The following is a 16,903-nucleotide window of genomic DNA, read 5'->3' on the forward strand; positions in this document are numbered from 1 at the left end:
ATTAGCAATTCAGTTTACATCTCGGTTTTTCCCTTAGCCATATTCTATAGCTAAAAATAGTCCCATACCAGAAAAGCCTTCTATGCTGGTATTTTTCTTGGTAACCAGGACAAGCTTATTAGCTGGATCCTTCGTACCCGTTCTCTATTCCATTCCATATATAAAAAATAGTCTCATTTCCCTCAGTTTTCTTCCCATCATTGGTAGTTTTTCTTGTGAAAAAGATGTAGAATTATGTATGAATAAGGAGGTGATAACTCATGGAAGAAAAGCGCTTAGAAAGAATCGAAGAAATGCTGATCAGTCTCATTTCAATGGTTGGAAATCTCAACAAAAATCTGCAAACGATGGATGGCAGACTGCAAAACCTGGAAAGTAAAATGGACAACCTGGAAAGCAGAATGCAAAACATCGAAGGCAAAATGGACAAATTGGAAAGCAGAATGGACAATCTGGAAAGCAGAATGCAAAACGTGGAGGAAGAACAGTCAGCGATGCGGAAGGAGAACGAAGCTAACTTTAAACAGGTTAATCAAAAACTTAAAGATTTGCTTGCGTTTCAGGAGCATACTTGGGAAAAGACAGTCAGGAATGAACGGGATGTGGCCGTCATCAAAAAACGATTGGAGTTATAGAAAGCATGTTCCAAACTTCTTTTATCATTTCCTGCAGCCTGCACACTCCTCTTTGATGCTTCTCTATTTATTACCCGAAACAATATCGTAAGAGATTTTCAATGCACTTTTTTAAAGTAAACATCCCCACTACTTTGAGCAGAAGCGATGGGGATATTTCTTTTTATAAAATAAGTACCCTCTGATCAGTTAAGTAAATAGCCAGCGTACAACATACAACTCACCCTTTCACAGACCCAGCCAGTAGCCCCCGCACAAAAAACTTCCCTAAGAAAATATAGACTAAAAGCGTGGGAAGGGCAGCAAGCAGCGCACCTGCCATTTGGACATTCCATTGAACGATCTGGCTTCCCGATAGATTCTGGAGGGCGACCATGATCGGCTGCTGGCTGGATGTCGTAATTGTCACTGCAAACAGGAATTCATTCCAGATGTTTGTGAACTGCCAGATGGCGACGACGACAAAGCCGGTAATCGAGAGCGGAATGATAATATAACGGAAGATCCGCAGAAATCCGGCTCCATCGATTTTGGCCGATTCAATCATTTCATCGGGAATTCCGGCATAGAAGTTGCGGAACATAAGCGTTGTAATCGGAATGCCGTACACTACATGGACGAAGACGAGTCCCGTAATGGTGTTGTACAAGCCAATTTCTCTTAAGAACTGAATCATCGGAATTAAAATGCTCTGGTAGGGAATAAACATCCCAAATAGGATCAAGGTAAAAACCGTGTCTGCTCCTTTAAACTTCCATTTTGATAATACATAACCGTTTAAGGATCCTAAGAGCGCCGATAATATCGTCGCTGGAATGACGAGATAAAAAGAATTCAGCAGATTAGGCGCAAGTTTGGAAAAGGCCGTCGCGTAACTGCTGAAATCAAGAGTTGCCGGCAGCTTCCACATTTCACTTAAGGTAACCTGGTCCAATGGCTTAAGGCTCGTTACAATCATCACATAGACGGGCATCAGGAATAATAGACTCAGTCCGATTAACAGGAGATATAACAATGGTTTTGCTAATGTTTTAATGGCCATTACGATTCCCCCTTTCGGCTGGAGATCAGATAAGGAACAATAAAGATCGCGACCGAGATCAGCATAATGATCGCGATAGCCGCACCATTTGCGTAATAGTTGCCACGGAAGGTCGTTTCAAACATGTAAACACCGGGAACATCGGTGACAAAGTTCGCCCCCGATCCGGTCATCGCATAAATAAGGTCAAAAATTTTCAAGGAAATATGCGCCATAATAATAACAACACTGACGGTGATCGGCCGAAGCAATGGAAGAATAATTTTACGGTAGATTTGAAACTCGGAAGCACCGTCCATCCGTGCGGCTTCCCTTACTTCATCCGGAATTCCCCTGAGGCCAGCCAAATACATCGCAACCGAGAAGCCGGTCATCTGCCAGACCGCCGCAATGACAACCGCGATAATCGCGACTGGAATCCCAAATTCAATTTTCCCCCACTGAAATCCTGCGAGGATATTCGTATCGGTATACCACCTCGAATCGAGCCCGATCTTTTTCATAAAGAGGTTCACTCCGGTAGATGGGTTTAACAGCCATTGCCAAACGACTCCTGTTACGACAAAAGATAACGCCATCGGGAAGAAAAAGATGTTCCGGAAGAGCGATTCTCCTTTTATCTTTTGATCCAATAACACTGCCAGAAACTGGCCAGTGACAATACTGGCTCCGATAAATAAAACAGTGAAGATAAGCGTGTTGCGCAAATCGGCCTGGAAACGAAAATCGTTAAATAAGAATTGATAGTTTTTCAGTCCTGCATATGAAAAATCAGGAACCAGTGAATTCCAGTTGCTAAGTGATACATAACCCGTCCAGCCGATAAATCCGTAGACGAAGACCGTTATGAATAGAATAGAAGGGGTAATAAATGCAAGTACGAGAAGATGATCTTTCGTTAATTTCCGCTTCTTTTTCCGGGGTATGCCAATGGACGGTCCTGCTGTTTGAGTTTCTTTGGCGATAACTTGCTCCATCCCTATGCCTCCTTTAATGGTGTAAAAAGAAAAGAGGAAGCACGGAATCACAACCTCTTTTCTGATCATTTATTTCAGTTCAGAAGATGCTGCTTTAAGAGATTCAACAAACCCTTTCACATCTTTCTGCGTCACAAAAATATTGACGGCCTGGTTGACTTTCGTTACATAGCCTTCAGGTGCCGCGGAACCATGAGCTAAGCTTGGTGCCAATTTCGCTGCTTTAAAATCTTCCATTGTGTCTTTTCCGTATTGGTCGTATTTAGAGACATCTGCATCCGTGCGGGCAGGAATCGAACCTTTTAACGGGTTAAAGGCATCCTGGCCTTCTACTGAACCTAAGACAGCGAGGAATTTCTTTACGTCATCTGCCTTTTTGACCCCTTTTGGAAGCCCGAATGTATCGGTGATAACCATAAATTGTCCTTCTGTTTCAGGTGTCGCAACATAGCCAAAGTCTTCATTTACTTTAAGCTTCAGGTCATTGACAAAGTAGCCTTTTGCCCAGTCACCCATCATATTCATCGCAGCTTCCCCTTTTGCTACTAATTGGGACGCATCCTGCCAGTTCCGTGAGCTATGGTCTTCGTTAATGTAAGAGAGCATTTTCTTAAACGTTTCAATGGCCTCGACTACTTTTGGATCATCAAAGGCAAGTTCACCGTTCCAGAGCTTAAGATACTCCTCAGCACCCAATTTCCCTAACAAAACGTTTTCAAATACTTGGGTCGCTGTCCACGGCTCTTTATCACCGAGCGCTAATGGAGTGATTCCCTTTGCTTTCAACTGATCCGCCACTTTAAAAAACTCATCAAACGTCGTCGGTGCTTCCAGGTCATTTTCTTCAAATACTTTTTTGTTGTACCAGAGAACGTTTCCGCGATGAATATTCACAGGTACTGAATAAATCTTTCCGTCCTTGCTTACCATATCGATTAAATCTTTGGGAAACTTATCGTTTAAGCCTTCTTTCTCATATAAATCGTCAATCGGTTCCATTTTCCCGGCCTTTACCCAGCCTTCATTCAATTCAGCGCCGCCATGCACCTGGAAGGTTGCCGGGGGATCATTTCCTTGCATCCGGCTTGCGAGAACCGCTTTCGCATTGGTTCCTGCCCCACCGGCCACGGCTGCATTTTCAATTGGGACATCCGGATATTTCTCCTCGAATAGCTTAATTAAGGCCTTTAAGCCGTCCTCTTCCCCAGCCCCGGTCCACCAGCTGAAGATTTCCAGTTTCCCGGAATCCTTTTTATCCCCGCTATCTCCTGAGCTGCTGGATGAGCTGCAGGCGGAAAGCATTAAGGCAAACACCAAAACAATCGTAAGCCATATCTTTTTTTTCAAACTTTCATCCCCCTTGCATATAGTTGGAAGCGTTTACACTTCTATTATAAAAAAAAGATTGGCATTCTAGAGATGAAGTTTTCTGTACTTTCTTACGAATTTCTGTACTTTTTTAGTATCCGGAAATCTGGACCGCCATTACATATTTTGTTGTCACATTAAAAGAACCTATTTCAAAAAATAGGTTCTCTATCTTAATGCAAGTATAAGGTCTTGAGCATTTTGGTGAACTTAATCTTTTGTTTCATACAAATATGAAACATAATCAGTGGGCTGTCCCTGATATCCCAGTTGTCTCAAAATAGATGTTATATTTCCGCGATGATAGGTTCCATGGTTGACCACATGTTGAAGAAGTTCAAAATAACTTGTCGTCAACGTTCCATAACTTGGATGATGGATACTTATTTTTGCATGCAAGTCTTCAAGCTTTTGGATAAATTGATTGTACTTCTCACCCATTTGAATGAAACTCTCTTCTAATACCTCAATGCTTTTTTCTTGGTTTTTGTCTTTTAAGTGCTGAACATCCGCCGCTATTTTATCGAAACTCTCTTTTTTTAGCGTGCTTAACCATACATGATCCACTTGATACATATGAAAAAAAGTCTCATATAAAGACGGGAACGAACTTTGTACTTCTTGATGATAAATATCAGCCGGAAGTTCCTTTACATGTTTAAACACAAGAGCGTTGGCCCACAAATGATAGTCAAAGAACTGTAGCGAAACATTCACATTATTGCCTCCCTATACTAATAATTTTAAAACTAGTCATAGATTAATTCTGCAAATGCTCGTGTATCCCTTTAAATTAGGTTCGAAAGCCTGTCAAAAATGAAAACAGAGATCTCATGGTTCCCGGTGTTCTTTATTCGGTCTATATTTTGACAGGAAGGATGGAATGAAGGGATCAGTCACCAAAACGCTGCTTTTTAAACTGCTTCGGCGACATCTGATAGTTCCTTTTAAACACCCTGCTGAAATAGTTAGGGTCCTTATAGCCAATCATATAGCTTATTTCCTTTAAACTATAGGTATTTTCAGATAATAATTGTTTTGCTTGTGCCAGCCGGGTCTCAGTCAGATAATCGATAAATGTCATTTGCGCACTTTCGCGAAAAAGCTTTGTAAAGTATGTCGGGCTAAGCTTCACATGCTCGGCTACCTGTTCCAGAGTGATCGGTTCCCGGTAATGCAAATCGATATACTTTTTCGCTTTTTCAATCGGATTTTTCGAATGATGATAATCCAGTGCCTTCAAACATAGAGTTTGGATGAATTCCTTCCATTCAGTTTGTGTTTGCGGAATGGAGAGATCGTCAATCGGAAGCGCTTCCCGGACCAATCGTTCTCTGATTCTTATATACAATTCGGGTTGTTCCATTTTACTCAAAAGCAGCTCAGCCATTGGCCAGGCCGATGGAAAACTCCCCTGATAAAGATAGATAAATAATTCTTCATATTCTTCTAGCGATTCCTCTTTCTTTACAAAAGGCAGACTGTACAGAGTCCTATTGTCTTTCTTTAATGCCCGCAGCGTTTGCAAGGCTTCTTGATAGGATTTGGGAAGCTGCCTGACGTTTGAATAAGGATAGCCGATCCCAATCGTGATGCCTGATGAAGAAGCCGCGATGATTTTTTTCGCTAAAACGAGTGCATCCAGCTTAGGCTGCTCTTTTGGATAAATGAACAAGGTTACATAGTGATTTCCATAATGAACGGTTGTATATGGAAATGGAGAATGCTGATGCAGCAATTCCAGAAGTCGAATGCCATCCTGGCTTTCTTCGATATCGGCCACAAAGAAAAAACCGCTTTTCATTTCGGGATAGAGCTGCTTTTGCTGTTTCAGCAGTTCCCCGCTCACATCATATTGGAGAATCTTTAACAGAAAGTTTTCTTTAGCAAGATAGAGAGATTCTTTTTGCTGATCGGATGCCGCTTTCTCGTTGTTAATTTCCTCGCAGACTCTTACTATTGCCTGCAATGTTTCTTCTTTTCTCGCCGGCTTCAAGATATATTCTTTTACGCCTTCTTTCATGGCCTCTTTCGCGTATGCAAATGAATCATAAGCCGAAACCATGATAAATTTGATGTTCGTCTGTTTTTTTCGTATCTGTTTGATTGCCTCTACTCCATTGATGCCTGGCATTTTAATATCCATCACGATAAAATCAGGCTGTAGCTGTTCTGCTAATTCAATCGCCTCCCGTCCATTGGAGGCCTCTCCTATCACTTTTATATTATCGAAGTTTTCTTCTAAAAATTTTTTCATCGCCTTTCGTTCGAGCATTTCGTCATCAGCGATCATTACGTTCATAAGAATCCCCCTTAACCGGCACTATCAATTTTATCGATGTTCCCTGTCCGGGCGCTGAACAGATTTCAATGACATGTTCAGATTGATAAAACAACTGCAAGCGCCGAATGACATTTTTCAAACCGAGACCGGTAGAATGGCCAACGTGCGGCGGTTCATGCCTATTTGATGACAGAGTTAATAAAGCAGCGATTTGCTCCTGGGTCATCCCTGTGCCATTATCCGTAATCTCTACGATCGTGTTTTGACCTTCCTTATAAATATAAAGAGAAATTTCTCCTCCTTCTTCCTTGCCTTCCACTCCGTGAATGAAAGCATTCTCAACTAACGGCTGTAAGGTCAGACTAGGTATGTCAATATCCAAGCAGTCCGCTTCCACATGCTTCTGAAACGTAATCCGATCGCCAAACCGGGTTTGCTGGATATAGAAATAGTCGGTTACAACATTTACCTCTTCTCGTAATAAAACGGACTTATTATTATCTCCTAAACTGTAACGCAATAAAGCGGAGACAGAGTCTATCAAACGCGATGTCTCTTTTGCATCTTCTAGATAGGCCATTCTTGAAACCGTATTCAATGTATTAAACAGAAAATGAGGATTAATCTGATTCTGCAGATGTTTTAATTCCAAGTCTTTGAACAGCCTGTCAAGCTCTGATTTCTCTTCGATTTCTATGATATATTGACGGATATTGTCACGCATCGTATTAAACGAGTTGCCGAGCAGCTTTAATTCGTCATTGGATTCAATTTGTACAGCTTGACCGTCAAACTTACCCGTGGAGATTTCCTGGGCCGCTTTAGAAAGGCTCTGGATCGGGCGGTTAATGCCTCTTGAAAACCATAACGCAAAAGAAATCGCCAATAATACAGTCGTGTTAAACAGGAACAGAGTGAACCACTTGAACGATTCATTTCTTATTTCCATTTCGGCAAAGAAAGATTGATAGTCTGTTAATTCTAAATCAATGAGATCCAACGTGGTTTCTTTAAGGTATGAGGAGGTCGTTCGTGCCTCCTTCAGATGCTTGGTGTATTGATCAATATCGTCCCGGATGACAAGACCAATCGTAATCTCACATTCTTGGACAAAGTTTTTGATGGTATTGATATATTTCTGGAGCTGGACGGGATCAAGACTATTTTCATTTGTTTGCAATTCTGCTAGATCGTCGTCCAATTGACGGCGGACTTTATGAAACTCTCCGATCGTTGTTTGATTTTTCTCTACGACATAGGCATTGGTTTTTTCATATAACAGATTGGAGGTTTGCGAAATTTGATTCAACAGTAAAAAACGTTCAAAGCTTGCATCGTACTCCGATAAAAGAGACCGGCTGCTGAAATAAATCGAAATAGACACCACATTAAACAACACCACAAAGACAAAAAAGTAAAGAAGCAGCTTAGTCCGGATCGTTTTCATTCGTTCGGCTCCCTGTTATGCACTGCTGGAATTTCGTCACGATGGATCACCTTCGTCTGGGTATATTGCAGCGCTTTTGACTTTTCACCTTGTTTTATTTGGAGAAGTGCTTCTACCGCTTGATATCCCATTTCATAAGGATATTGCGCGACAGTCGCATCTATGAACCCTTTTTCTAACAAACTAAGCGTTTGCGGTAAAATATCAAAACCAATAATATAGGGCCTTGGCTCTAATTGAAACTGATTGACCACCTGAGCAATCCCAGATGCATCAATCGCACTGGTCCCGTAAAAAGCTGTTAAATAAGGATGCGCTCTCAATAAATCATATGTCGCTTGCAGCGCCCCGCTCTTTGTAATATTCGATTCTTCCATATCTACCAATTCAATACGATGCTCCTGTTTGATCGCATCCTTGAACCCTTTGATACGCAGCTGTTGATTCGATGCCTCATATCTTCCGGTTACAATTCCCACATACTGCTTTCCTTTTGTATCCTTAATCAACGCGTTTCCCGCTATGACACCCGCTTGATAATTATCTGATCCAACATAGGCTCTCCGCTCACTGTCTGCCACATCGGTATCAACCGTCACAACCGAAATCCCGCGCTCAAACGCTTTGTTTACAAGCTGGGCAAAGACGGGACCTGCAACCCCTTGAACCATCATTCCGTCCACCTTGCCAGCAATCGCTTTATCGATAAACTTCAACTGCTCCACGTTATCAACCTGCTTTGGGCCGAGATATTCCAGATAAACATTGTTCTTCTTAGCAGCATCACGGGCCCCTTTTTCGATTAACCTCCAGTATTCATTATCAATTTCTTCAGATATTAAAACGAAATGATAATCATATGCATGAGGCGGATCCACCCGTTCCTGAACCTGAAATGTTTCCTTGCCGTAATAAAGCATAAAGAAGAGATTTAGTGCAAATAGCAGCAATAGAAGAAAATAAACCGAACGTTTCATTGTCATGGCATCACCTGATTTAAAATTCTTTTTGCTTTCATAACAAAAACGTAAAGTACCTTAGCCTAAAATAAGCTTTTCGCTTAAATAAGCACAGTTTTCGCTTGATTATTTGTTTTTTCGCTTGAATCAGTGTTGTTTTCGCTTGATTATAGTTTTTCCGCTTAAATCGGGGTTGTTTTCGCTTGATGATCCAAATTCCCACTTCATCTTACTATATACTAAAAAAGCTCCGTCCTATTGATCTCCCGCTTTTTTCCAGGCTGCCGTATCTTAATAAACGTAATAGATATTTCTAATTCCACTATAACCTATTTTATTTCACGTTTCGCCATCAGATTATGACAGAGTTTACAATAGCCTTGTCTTATAATAAATAATACAACCTTTGTAAAAACTTCTTATATCAATCACTAGGGGTGTTGTTATATGGATCATGAGGTTGGTAATTTCCCAAAAGGGTTTGTTTGGGGAGTAATGTTAAGTATTCCGTTGTGGGTTTCTTTGTTAGGGTGGATCAAAATGATACTGCTGTATTTTTAAAGATCTGTAAGTTTGTTTATAAGTCAGTCTTCGGCATTGGGAATCGTTAGATTGCCAATAGAGAAAAGCCACAACGCTATTAAAAGTGTTGCGGCTTTTCTTTTACTATATTCATAGGGAACATACTATCCTATTAGAAAAAATGATAAAAGATGATGATTTGATTGAGCATCCAGTTTGCTTAAATGGGAAACGCGCTTGCCCTCCTGAAGATGTCGGAGGGGTCCGTGAATATACCAAGTTGGTTTTCATGCTTAAAGGAAAAAACAACAAGGAAGGAAAAGAAGAATTACTGGAATGTGCAAGGTTAGATCTCAAGGACTACGTAATCTTTATCTAAGGATACAGAGAAGGTTTCGGCCGCGAACGGTCCTTTCTCCAATTCGATCTCGGCAGGATTAACTAAAGAGCACCCTTGCTCTATCTTAGCCTCGTAGGAACGAACACGCGTTTTGACTGGATCGACCCAGGATTGACCTGTCTTGACATCGAATTCCCATTGATGCCATGGACAGCGGATAATCTCGCCTTTTCGAGTGTAAGTGTATTCACCCGGGACGGGCGACTGGACAAAACCCGACAAAACTCCTTCGCAAAGTGGAGCACCACCATGAGGGCATCTGTTTCGGATAGCGAAGAATTCACCGTTAATGTTAAAAATACCGATGGATTTCCCGGCAATTTTAATGATCTTCCGTTGACCAGGTGGGATTTCATCTGCAGTTGCCACTACATATTTTTGCATATTTACATTACTCCTTATCTGGAAACCGGTATAAAGACTGAGCGTTTTTATAGAAGAATTTCTGTTTTAATTTTTCTGGAAATTTTGCATCAAATGTTAGATCTGGCGAATCGTAATCCCAATGTGGATAATCCGTAGCAAACATGAGCATGTCGTCCGATCCCAGGTGTTCGATTACCTGTAGGAGATATTCAGGAACAGGCGGTTCTTCAATCGGTTGAGTCGTAAAGTGCATATGCCGGCGAATATATTCTGACGGTTTCCGCTTCAAGAATGGCACTTCTTCGTTTAGCCGCTTCCAGTGCTTATCAAGCCGCCACATTAAGGAAGGCATCCAAGCAAACCCGCCTTCGAGCATCACGACTTGCAGGTTAGGAAAACGCTCAAATATCCCTTCACAAACCATGCTGATAACCTGGCATTGGAAGGCCTGTGCCATGCTGGTGTGATCCTCGATATAGTACGAAGGAAACCCCGAGGAGGTGATTGCGTTTCCGCCCAAACCGCCAAAATGAACGGCGATCGGTAGGCCATGGTTTTCCGCTGCCTCATAGATTTTCCAATATTTACGCCGACCCATCGGTTCCCGGGTACGAGGCATAATTAGAACTTGCACAAAGCCAGAATGGCTAGCGACCCGATTGATTTCTTCTACCGCCATATCAGCGTTCTCGTATGGGATGACAATCGAAGCGCGCAGCCTTGGTTCCTTGTCCAACCATTCGGCGATCTGCCAATCGTTAACCGCCCGGGCTAACGCGGCTCCGTATTCATCATTAAGTTGTTCTCCGACACGATACAGGCAGTTTAAGATACCGTATTCCAAATTCAAAGGGTCCAGCAGTTGTTCCTGCATGAATTTCAGATCGGAACCGGGGATTTGACCATTGGGCGGCCAGGCGTCTGCCCGTGTTCCACCCGGATTGCCCTTTGGGTAAGGTACACTTTGGACGAAACCATGGTAGCTGCGCAGGCCAACCATATCCATATACTTCCTCCAACGTAAGGGAAGGTATTGCTTCAGCACTTCATTGGAAGGAACTTCATTATGGATATCGCAATCGATGAAGCGGTTGCCGGTTTTTCGCTTGGCCTCTTTCGCTACAGAATTTATCATCATCATGTTTTTCCTCCTTACTATTCATACTCAAGGCTTTGTGTTAAAAACGGTAAACCGAACGGGCATTTTCCGATAATATCTTTTTCTCCAACCTAGGAGGGAGTTTCGCTGGGAGAGCTTCTTCATTCTTATCGAAGTGCCAATGCGGATAATCGGTTGAAAAGAGCAGCATGTCTTCGGAACGTATCTGTTCTATGGTTTCCAACAGGTGTTCGGGCTTCGGTGATTCATCGAGCGGCTGGATCGTCAAACGGATATGTTCCTTTATTATTTCTGACGGTAAACGGTTCACCCACGGTACTTCCCTGCGTAAACCTTTCCAATTCTTATCGAATCGCCACATCAGTGATGGTAACCAGGTAAAACCACTTTCAATCAGGACCACTCGAAGCTGAGGGAATTTTTTGAAGACGCCTTCGCTTACCAAGCTCACGATTTGCGACTGGAAAGCTTGCGACTGACTGACGTAATCCTCGAGGTAATAAGAAGGCCAACCGACCGGCATCGTCGGATAACCTGTAACCCCGCCGGCATGAATCCCTATAGGTAGACCATACTGCTGGGCCGCTTCGTAAATCGGCCAATAATGTTTTTTTCCGTAGGGCATTTCGGAATGGACCATCAAAAGAACTTGCACGAACCCCGGGTGCTCACCCAGCCGATGAATTTCCTCCGCAGCCTGTTCCGGATTTTGACTGGCGACGACAATGGAAGCACGCAGTCTTGGTTCCTTCTCCAGCCATTCGGCATTTTGCCAATCGTTAACTGCCCGGGCCATGGCTGCCGCCCAGTCCTCATTGTGAATCATTTGAACTCCGTAAAGACAATTAAGAATGGCATATTGCACATTCCAAGGGTCTAGCGCTTGTTGGCGCAATACGTCAAGATTGGAGCCCGGCGGATGGCCATTAGGCAATTCGGAACCCGGCCTTGCAGACAGAGGGGTACCCCTAGGATAGTAATTGGGCTCCAAACTCTTAATTCCGTGTTCCACCACATAATCGCGCCAGCGGTCCTCCAGATAGGGGAAAAGAGCTTGTATCGAAGGGACCGCATTATGCACGTCGCAATCAATTACCCCAGTCCTGGCTTCATTTCTGAAGTTTTCACTTTTCAGCGTGATCGCATCATCCATTATTAATTCTCCTCTCTTGGTAGATTACTAACATACGTGTTTAATGCCTTTATTCAAGGTTATACAACTCTTTTGCATTTTCGAAAAAGATTCGTCGTTTTAAATCCTCTGGCATTTTAGGAAAAGATCTCGTTGGTGAATCGAAATCCCAATGTGGATAGTCTGTAGAAAACATAAGAATATTTTTGGCGTCCATCATTTCAAAATTCATCAAAAGATGCTTCGGGTCATCCGGGCTTTCGATCGGTTGAGAAGTAAGACGGACGTGCTCTTTTATATATTCACTTGGACGCTTTTTCACCCATGGGACCTCTTCGCGTAAAGGTTTCCATTCACTGTCTAAGCGCCATAATAGCGAAGGAAGCCATGCGGAGCCGCCTTCGACCATAACTAGCTTTAATCTAGGAAACTTTTCAAATACCCCTTCGGTTATAAAACTAACAAGATGAGCTTGAGCCGATAACGGCAAACAGGTGTGCCATTCCATATACGTTGTTGGATATCCAGCAACATGCGACTGATTTATACCAACTCCTTCCGTTCCCGGATGGAAAGCGATCGGCAGACCATGCTTCTCGCATGCCTCATAGATCGGGTGAAATTGTTGTTGTCCATAAGGAGCAGTTGATCCAGAATCCATCATGACTTGCACGAAATGAGGGTGTCCAGCCCAACGCTCGATTTCACGTGCAGCAGCCTGGGGATTTTGTGGAGCAACGGTGATAGATCCTTTATAGCGACCATCATCGTTATTGTTGTCAAGCCAATCAGCGGCAAGCCAGTCATTAAAAGCTGCGGCGATAGCTGCTGCAAAATCCGGGTTTGAATATCGCGAAACAAAAGCGCGAGGCAGCAAAATCGCGTAATTAATGCCGTATTCATCTAGTAGCTGCTTTCGTGTAAACTCTGGGTCGGAACATGGGTATCCTCCATCTGGTGTAACAGAATCTAATCGATTCACATGAATCGGATTATCATACATCCCCCTTAACCCAGTTTGAGCGTTAAAACGACTTTTCCATGGTTCAGACATATAGGATTGAATCACTTGATAACTTTTTGGATGAGGATGAACGTCACAGTCGATAATTCCATTTAACTTTTTCCCTGTTTCCATCGCTTTTTGTTCCTCTATTTTGGCCATACGAAACACCTCCTGCATTTCTAAAAGCTTATACATGAACAAGAACATAGTTAGATTTTATAGTGACGAGGTACGTCTCCACTTGTGCATTTATCATTTCTACATCAGATTCCTCTACCGTCACGTCATAACTTTTTACCAAGCACCGTTTTGGATCAACTATTGATTTTCCTGTTTTTATATCAAACTCCCAGCCATGCCAGGGACAACGAAGAACTTCACCCTTCTTAACAAAAGAAACATCGAAGCCCTCCGAACTGCTGCCGTTATAAACAGTCATACCGCCAACACTGCCTTTACATAGCTCAGCTCCTTGATGCGGGCAAGAATTTCTTAAGGCATAGAACTCACCATTCACATTAAAAACACAAATAGACTTTCCATTTACGGAAATAAACTTTTTCTCTCCTGCTGGAATTTCTTCAACGGTTGCAACAATATGCTTTTTCATTCCACATCCGCTCCCGAACGTTTTAATAAGGTTGCTTCCCTTTTATAACCTAGAACATTTGAGATTTCCCCTGTCTCCTCCATCACTAATTTAATAATTAATTGTTCCTTCGTTTTATCAAAACGGTCGACAGGTACTGTATAAATAATGCTTCCAATTACTTTTTCCGAGGCATCGAATATAGGTGCACCAACACTCAAAGAACCCAACAGACGCTCGTTGGCTGTGATTATATAACCATCATCACGAATTTTTTCAATTTCATTCTTGAGTTCGATTCTTTTTACCTTATCGACGTTTTCTGCTTTAAAGACATCCTCCAGCTCTTTTTCATCAAGAAAGGCTAAAATTGCTTTACCGCTTGCAGCTATTGTGATCGATTGTAATAGACCGATTCCAAGAACATACTGCAATGCATGCGAACCATGAACACTGTCAATAAAGGCCAGCTTTTTATGAGACGGATTATATTGTGCAAGATATATGGATTCGTCTAATGTTGAAGCCAACTTTTCCATAAAAGGTTTTGCTACTTTTTTTAAAGTCGCTTGGGATGAGATGATGGAAGCCATGCGGATCATTTCCGGACCAAAACTGTACTTTCCAGTGACTGATGAAACTTCCAACATATTTTCATCTCTTAAGGTTTTGAGAATTCGATGTAAAGAACTTGTTGGGATACCCAGATCTCGGGCTAGCTCATGAACACCCCATTCTGCTTTTTCATCAGTAAAGGCCTTTAATACTGCAAACGTTTTCGAGATCACATTATTTGAATATCGTGTACTCATTTTCTTAAACTCCTTTAGTGTTAGAGTCCAGATTAATTATTCCGTTATTTGGGACAACGTACCATATTATAAGATAAAAAATATCCCAAATAGATAGTCGAATTTGGTATATTAATTGTATAGAATATTCTAACTACTTGCAATAGTTATTTATACAATTTCTATAAAACTCCTCATGACTTTTTTGAAACGCCTCGAATTCTCGAAGAACACTTTTTTAACACAAATTTCATTATCCGGTATCTCGCATTAACCATTTATGCGAATAGTAATAACTTTCAGAAAACATTGACAACCAATTGGATGGCTGATATGATTTTTTCTAATCTCCCACAACATAATAATAATAACAATACATACACCTATCATAAACCAACTATTCAAACTGTCATTAGATCTTTCCATTTAATCAAAAAACTATTCTTATTTTATCCTCCTAGTTCATCTTCCTTATGTCATAGACTGACGAAACAACAGAAAGTTTGTTTTTTTAGAATTTGAGAGTGGCTCTCGAATCATTCAGAATAATGGTCTGAATGAGATAGTTTTTCATGTCCATTCCCAATTTATTGGTTTGTATTAAATACTTGAAAAGCAAATATAAATAATAAATAAGATGTTGGAATGATTATACTTTTCCTGATATATATAAGTAAAAGTTTTATAAAAAGGTTTTTTGTGCCCCAGAAGTTGAACGCCATTCTATTATTCGGAACGATTATCTGTTTTACCATTCTTCCTTAAGGAGATGATGAAACATCTTAAACAATATATGTAGGTCGAGACACCCACCGAGCTTACCAAATTGTATATTGTAACATTCGAATAATTAAAAATATCATGTGAAGGGGATTATTAAAATGAGCGATACGAATCTAAAACCTGAAATCTCTCCTAGGATCCAACCTAAGAAAAACATTTTTAAAGAAGTAATGAAATCATATGGACCGGGAATCATTGCTGTTCTTTCCTGGTTAGGCGCCGGAGACCTGGTTAATGCTTCTATTTCTGGTGCGAACTATGGCTATGCTCTTATGTGGGTACTCGCTCTTTCATTACTTATTCGTTTTGTCATTACAAACATTATGTCCCGCTACCAACTCTGTAATAACGAAGGTTTGACCATTTTGGAAGGGTTTACAAAACTCCATCGATTTTACCCTTATTTCCTTGGTGCTTATGCTTTGATTATGGCGCATTTGTTTAACTCCTATATGATTAAAGGTGTTGGGGAAGTATTTGCATGGTTGTTTCATTTCGGCCATCCGTTTATGTGGTCCATTATAGCCGTCCTCACTGGGGTTTTCGTCATTGGAAAAGATATATATAACTCCATCGAAAATTTAATGAAGGTATTATTGGCAATTATGACATTCTCATTTATTGGATTAGCTATCTGGTCAACACCAGATGTTGGCGGCATTTTGAAAGGAACGATTGGTTTTAGTATTCCAAAAGATGAAGGCTTTTATGGAGCATTCTTGATGGCCGTTTCTCTGACTGGAGCGGTTGCAGGTTCGATCGCAAACTTCCTTTACCCTTATTTCATGAAAGATAAAGGTTGGATAAGTCCAATTCATAAGAGACTTCAGCGTAATGATCTGTTATTTGCCATTATTATGGCAATCGTTATTAATTTATCAATCTGGATTGTTGGGGCTGAAATATTAAGACCGAATGGTATTCAAGTGAACACGATCGGTGACCTGGCTGATGCCTTATCCCTTCATCTTGGGTACGTAGGCTCTCTCATTTTTTATCTTGGTGTATTTGGCGCACTATATAGCAGTATCATCGGATTCGCTGCAGGGTTCCCCAAATTGATTATTGACTCTATTCATAAGATTAAACCCGAACGAAGAGAAAAGTTCGGAGAGAAACTTGAAAATGATCCATGGTTTAAATGGTTCAGTTTATTTATCCTTATTTCACCTCTTATATGGTCTGTACCGGGGGCACCAGGGTTTGTTTCCTTAGTTGTCTTTGTAAACATATTGTCCGTCGTTGGGTTACCCGTGATTTCCGTAGGTCTACTTATCCTCTCCAATCAGAAAAAACTGTTAGGAAAGTACACCAATAACTGGTTTGAAAACATTTTACTAACAGCCACAACTATATTAGCTATTTATTCATCTATCACGCTGGCACAGGACATCATCTCAAAATTGTAAACGTGTGAAATCTAACTTTATTTGAAGTTCTGTAAGGAGTTGGGGAAATTCTAATTCTCCACATTTTTAGAGT

At 41.3% G+C, this 16,903-nt stretch carries 16 protein-coding genes; 3 read left to right on the plus strand and 13 right to left on the minus strand.

Going from position 1 to position 16,903, the window contains the following annotated elements; genetic code table 11:
* The first annotated feature begins 260 nt into the window (after positions 1-260).
* Entirely contained in the window at positions 261-635 is a 375-nt protein-coding gene (locus ELQ35_RS01090) for a coiled-coil domain-containing protein (protein WP_126863006.1), read from the plus strand.
* 220 nt (positions 636-855) lie between these two features.
* On the opposite strand, the gene ELQ35_RS01095 is transcribed toward ELQ35_RS01090, so the two are convergent.
* From ELQ35_RS01095 to ELQ35_RS01125, 7 genes are all read right to left on the minus strand, one after another.
* Entirely contained in the window at positions 856-1,677 is an 822-nt protein-coding gene (locus tag ELQ35_RS01095) for a carbohydrate ABC transporter permease (protein WP_126863007.1), read from the minus strand.
* Positions 1,677-2,654 (minus strand): carbohydrate ABC transporter permease, encoded by a 978-nt coding sequence (locus ELQ35_RS01100; RefSeq protein ID WP_126863008.1) that lies wholly within the window; start codon positions 2,652-2,654, stop codon positions 1,677-1,679. Before ELQ35_RS01100 ends, ELQ35_RS01095 begins: the two co-directional genes overlap by 1 nt.
* A gap of 69 nt (positions 2,655-2,723) precedes the next feature.
* Complete coding sequence (locus ELQ35_RS01105) at positions 2,724-4,001, minus strand: ABC transporter substrate-binding protein (protein WP_185861603.1); 1,278 nt, start codon at positions 3,999-4,001, stop codon at positions 2,724-2,726.
* A gap of 231 nt (positions 4,002-4,232) precedes the next feature.
* On the minus strand, positions 4,233-4,739 hold the full coding sequence (locus tag ELQ35_RS01110; RefSeq protein ID WP_126863009.1) for a DinB family protein: 507 nt from the start codon (positions 4,737-4,739) through the stop codon (positions 4,233-4,235).
* Positions 4,740-4,914: 175 nt separating this feature from the next.
* Positions 4,915-6,324 (minus strand): response regulator, encoded by a 1,410-nt coding sequence (locus ELQ35_RS01115; protein ID WP_126863010.1) that lies wholly within the window; start codon positions 6,322-6,324, stop codon positions 4,915-4,917.
* On the minus strand, positions 6,305-7,753 hold the full coding sequence (locus ELQ35_RS01120; protein WP_126863011.1) for a sensor histidine kinase: 1,449 nt from the start codon (positions 7,751-7,753) through the stop codon (positions 6,305-6,307). Before ELQ35_RS01120 ends, ELQ35_RS01115 begins: the two co-directional genes overlap by 20 nt.
* Complete coding sequence (locus tag ELQ35_RS01125) at positions 7,750-8,730, minus strand: sugar-binding protein (protein WP_246025926.1); 981 nt, start codon at positions 8,728-8,730, stop codon at positions 7,750-7,752. The genes ELQ35_RS01120 and ELQ35_RS01125 overlap by 4 nt, the downstream gene beginning before the upstream one ends.
* 628 nt (positions 8,731-9,358) lie before the next feature.
* Between ELQ35_RS01125 and ELQ35_RS23625 the strand changes: the two genes are divergently transcribed.
* Positions 9,359-9,613 (plus strand): IS1096 element passenger TnpR family protein, encoded by a 255-nt coding sequence (locus ELQ35_RS23625; RefSeq protein ID WP_370873407.1) that lies wholly within the window; start codon positions 9,359-9,361, stop codon positions 9,611-9,613.
* Here ELQ35_RS23625 and ELQ35_RS01135 read toward each other — a convergent pair.
* Genes ELQ35_RS01135 through ELQ35_RS01160 form a run of 6 tightly spaced genes read right to left on the minus strand, consistent with a single transcriptional unit; the run spans position 9,581 to position 14,659 of the window.
* Positions 9,581-10,018 carry a Rieske (2Fe-2S) protein gene (locus tag ELQ35_RS01135; RefSeq protein WP_126863014.1) on the minus strand — a complete coding sequence of 146 codons (438 nt, stop codon included), beginning with the start codon at positions 10,016-10,018 and terminating at the stop codon, positions 9,581-9,583. The two genes, ELQ35_RS23625 and ELQ35_RS01135, sit on opposite strands and share 33 nt — an antisense overlap.
* A 7-nt stretch (positions 10,019-10,025) precedes the next feature.
* Entirely contained in the window at positions 10,026-11,141 is a 1,116-nt protein-coding gene (locus ELQ35_RS01140) for an amidohydrolase family protein (protein WP_221884941.1), read from the minus strand.
* 37 nt (positions 11,142-11,178) lie between these two features.
* Complete coding sequence (locus ELQ35_RS01145) at positions 11,179-12,273, minus strand: amidohydrolase family protein (protein ID WP_126863015.1); 1,095 nt, start codon at positions 12,271-12,273, stop codon at positions 11,179-11,181.
* Between the two features lie 49 nt (positions 12,274-12,322).
* Positions 12,323-13,417 (minus strand): amidohydrolase family protein, encoded by a 1,095-nt coding sequence (locus tag ELQ35_RS01150; protein WP_246025927.1) that lies wholly within the window; start codon positions 13,415-13,417, stop codon positions 12,323-12,325.
* A 28-nt stretch (positions 13,418-13,445) separates the two neighbouring features.
* A complete protein-coding gene (locus tag ELQ35_RS01155; protein ID WP_126863016.1) occupies positions 13,446-13,868 on the minus strand; it encodes a Rieske (2Fe-2S) protein in 423 nt (140 codons plus the stop codon).
* Entirely contained in the window at positions 13,865-14,659 is a 795-nt protein-coding gene (locus tag ELQ35_RS01160; RefSeq protein WP_126863017.1) for an IclR family transcriptional regulator, read from the minus strand. The genes ELQ35_RS01155 and ELQ35_RS01160 overlap by 4 nt, the downstream gene beginning before the upstream one ends.
* Positions 14,660-15,519: 860 nt before the next feature.
* Here ELQ35_RS01160 and ELQ35_RS01165 point away from each other — a divergent pair.
* On the plus strand, positions 15,520-16,830 hold the full coding sequence (locus tag ELQ35_RS01165) for an Nramp family divalent metal transporter (protein WP_126863018.1): 1,311 nt from the start codon (positions 15,520-15,522) through the stop codon (positions 16,828-16,830).
* Positions 16,831-16,903 lie beyond the last annotated feature (73 nt).

The sequence above is a fragment of the Peribacillus cavernae genome, from assembly GCF_003989135.1.
In the GTDB taxonomy this organism is placed as follows: Bacteria; Bacillota; Bacilli; order Bacillales; family DSM-1321; genus Peribacillus; species Peribacillus cavernae.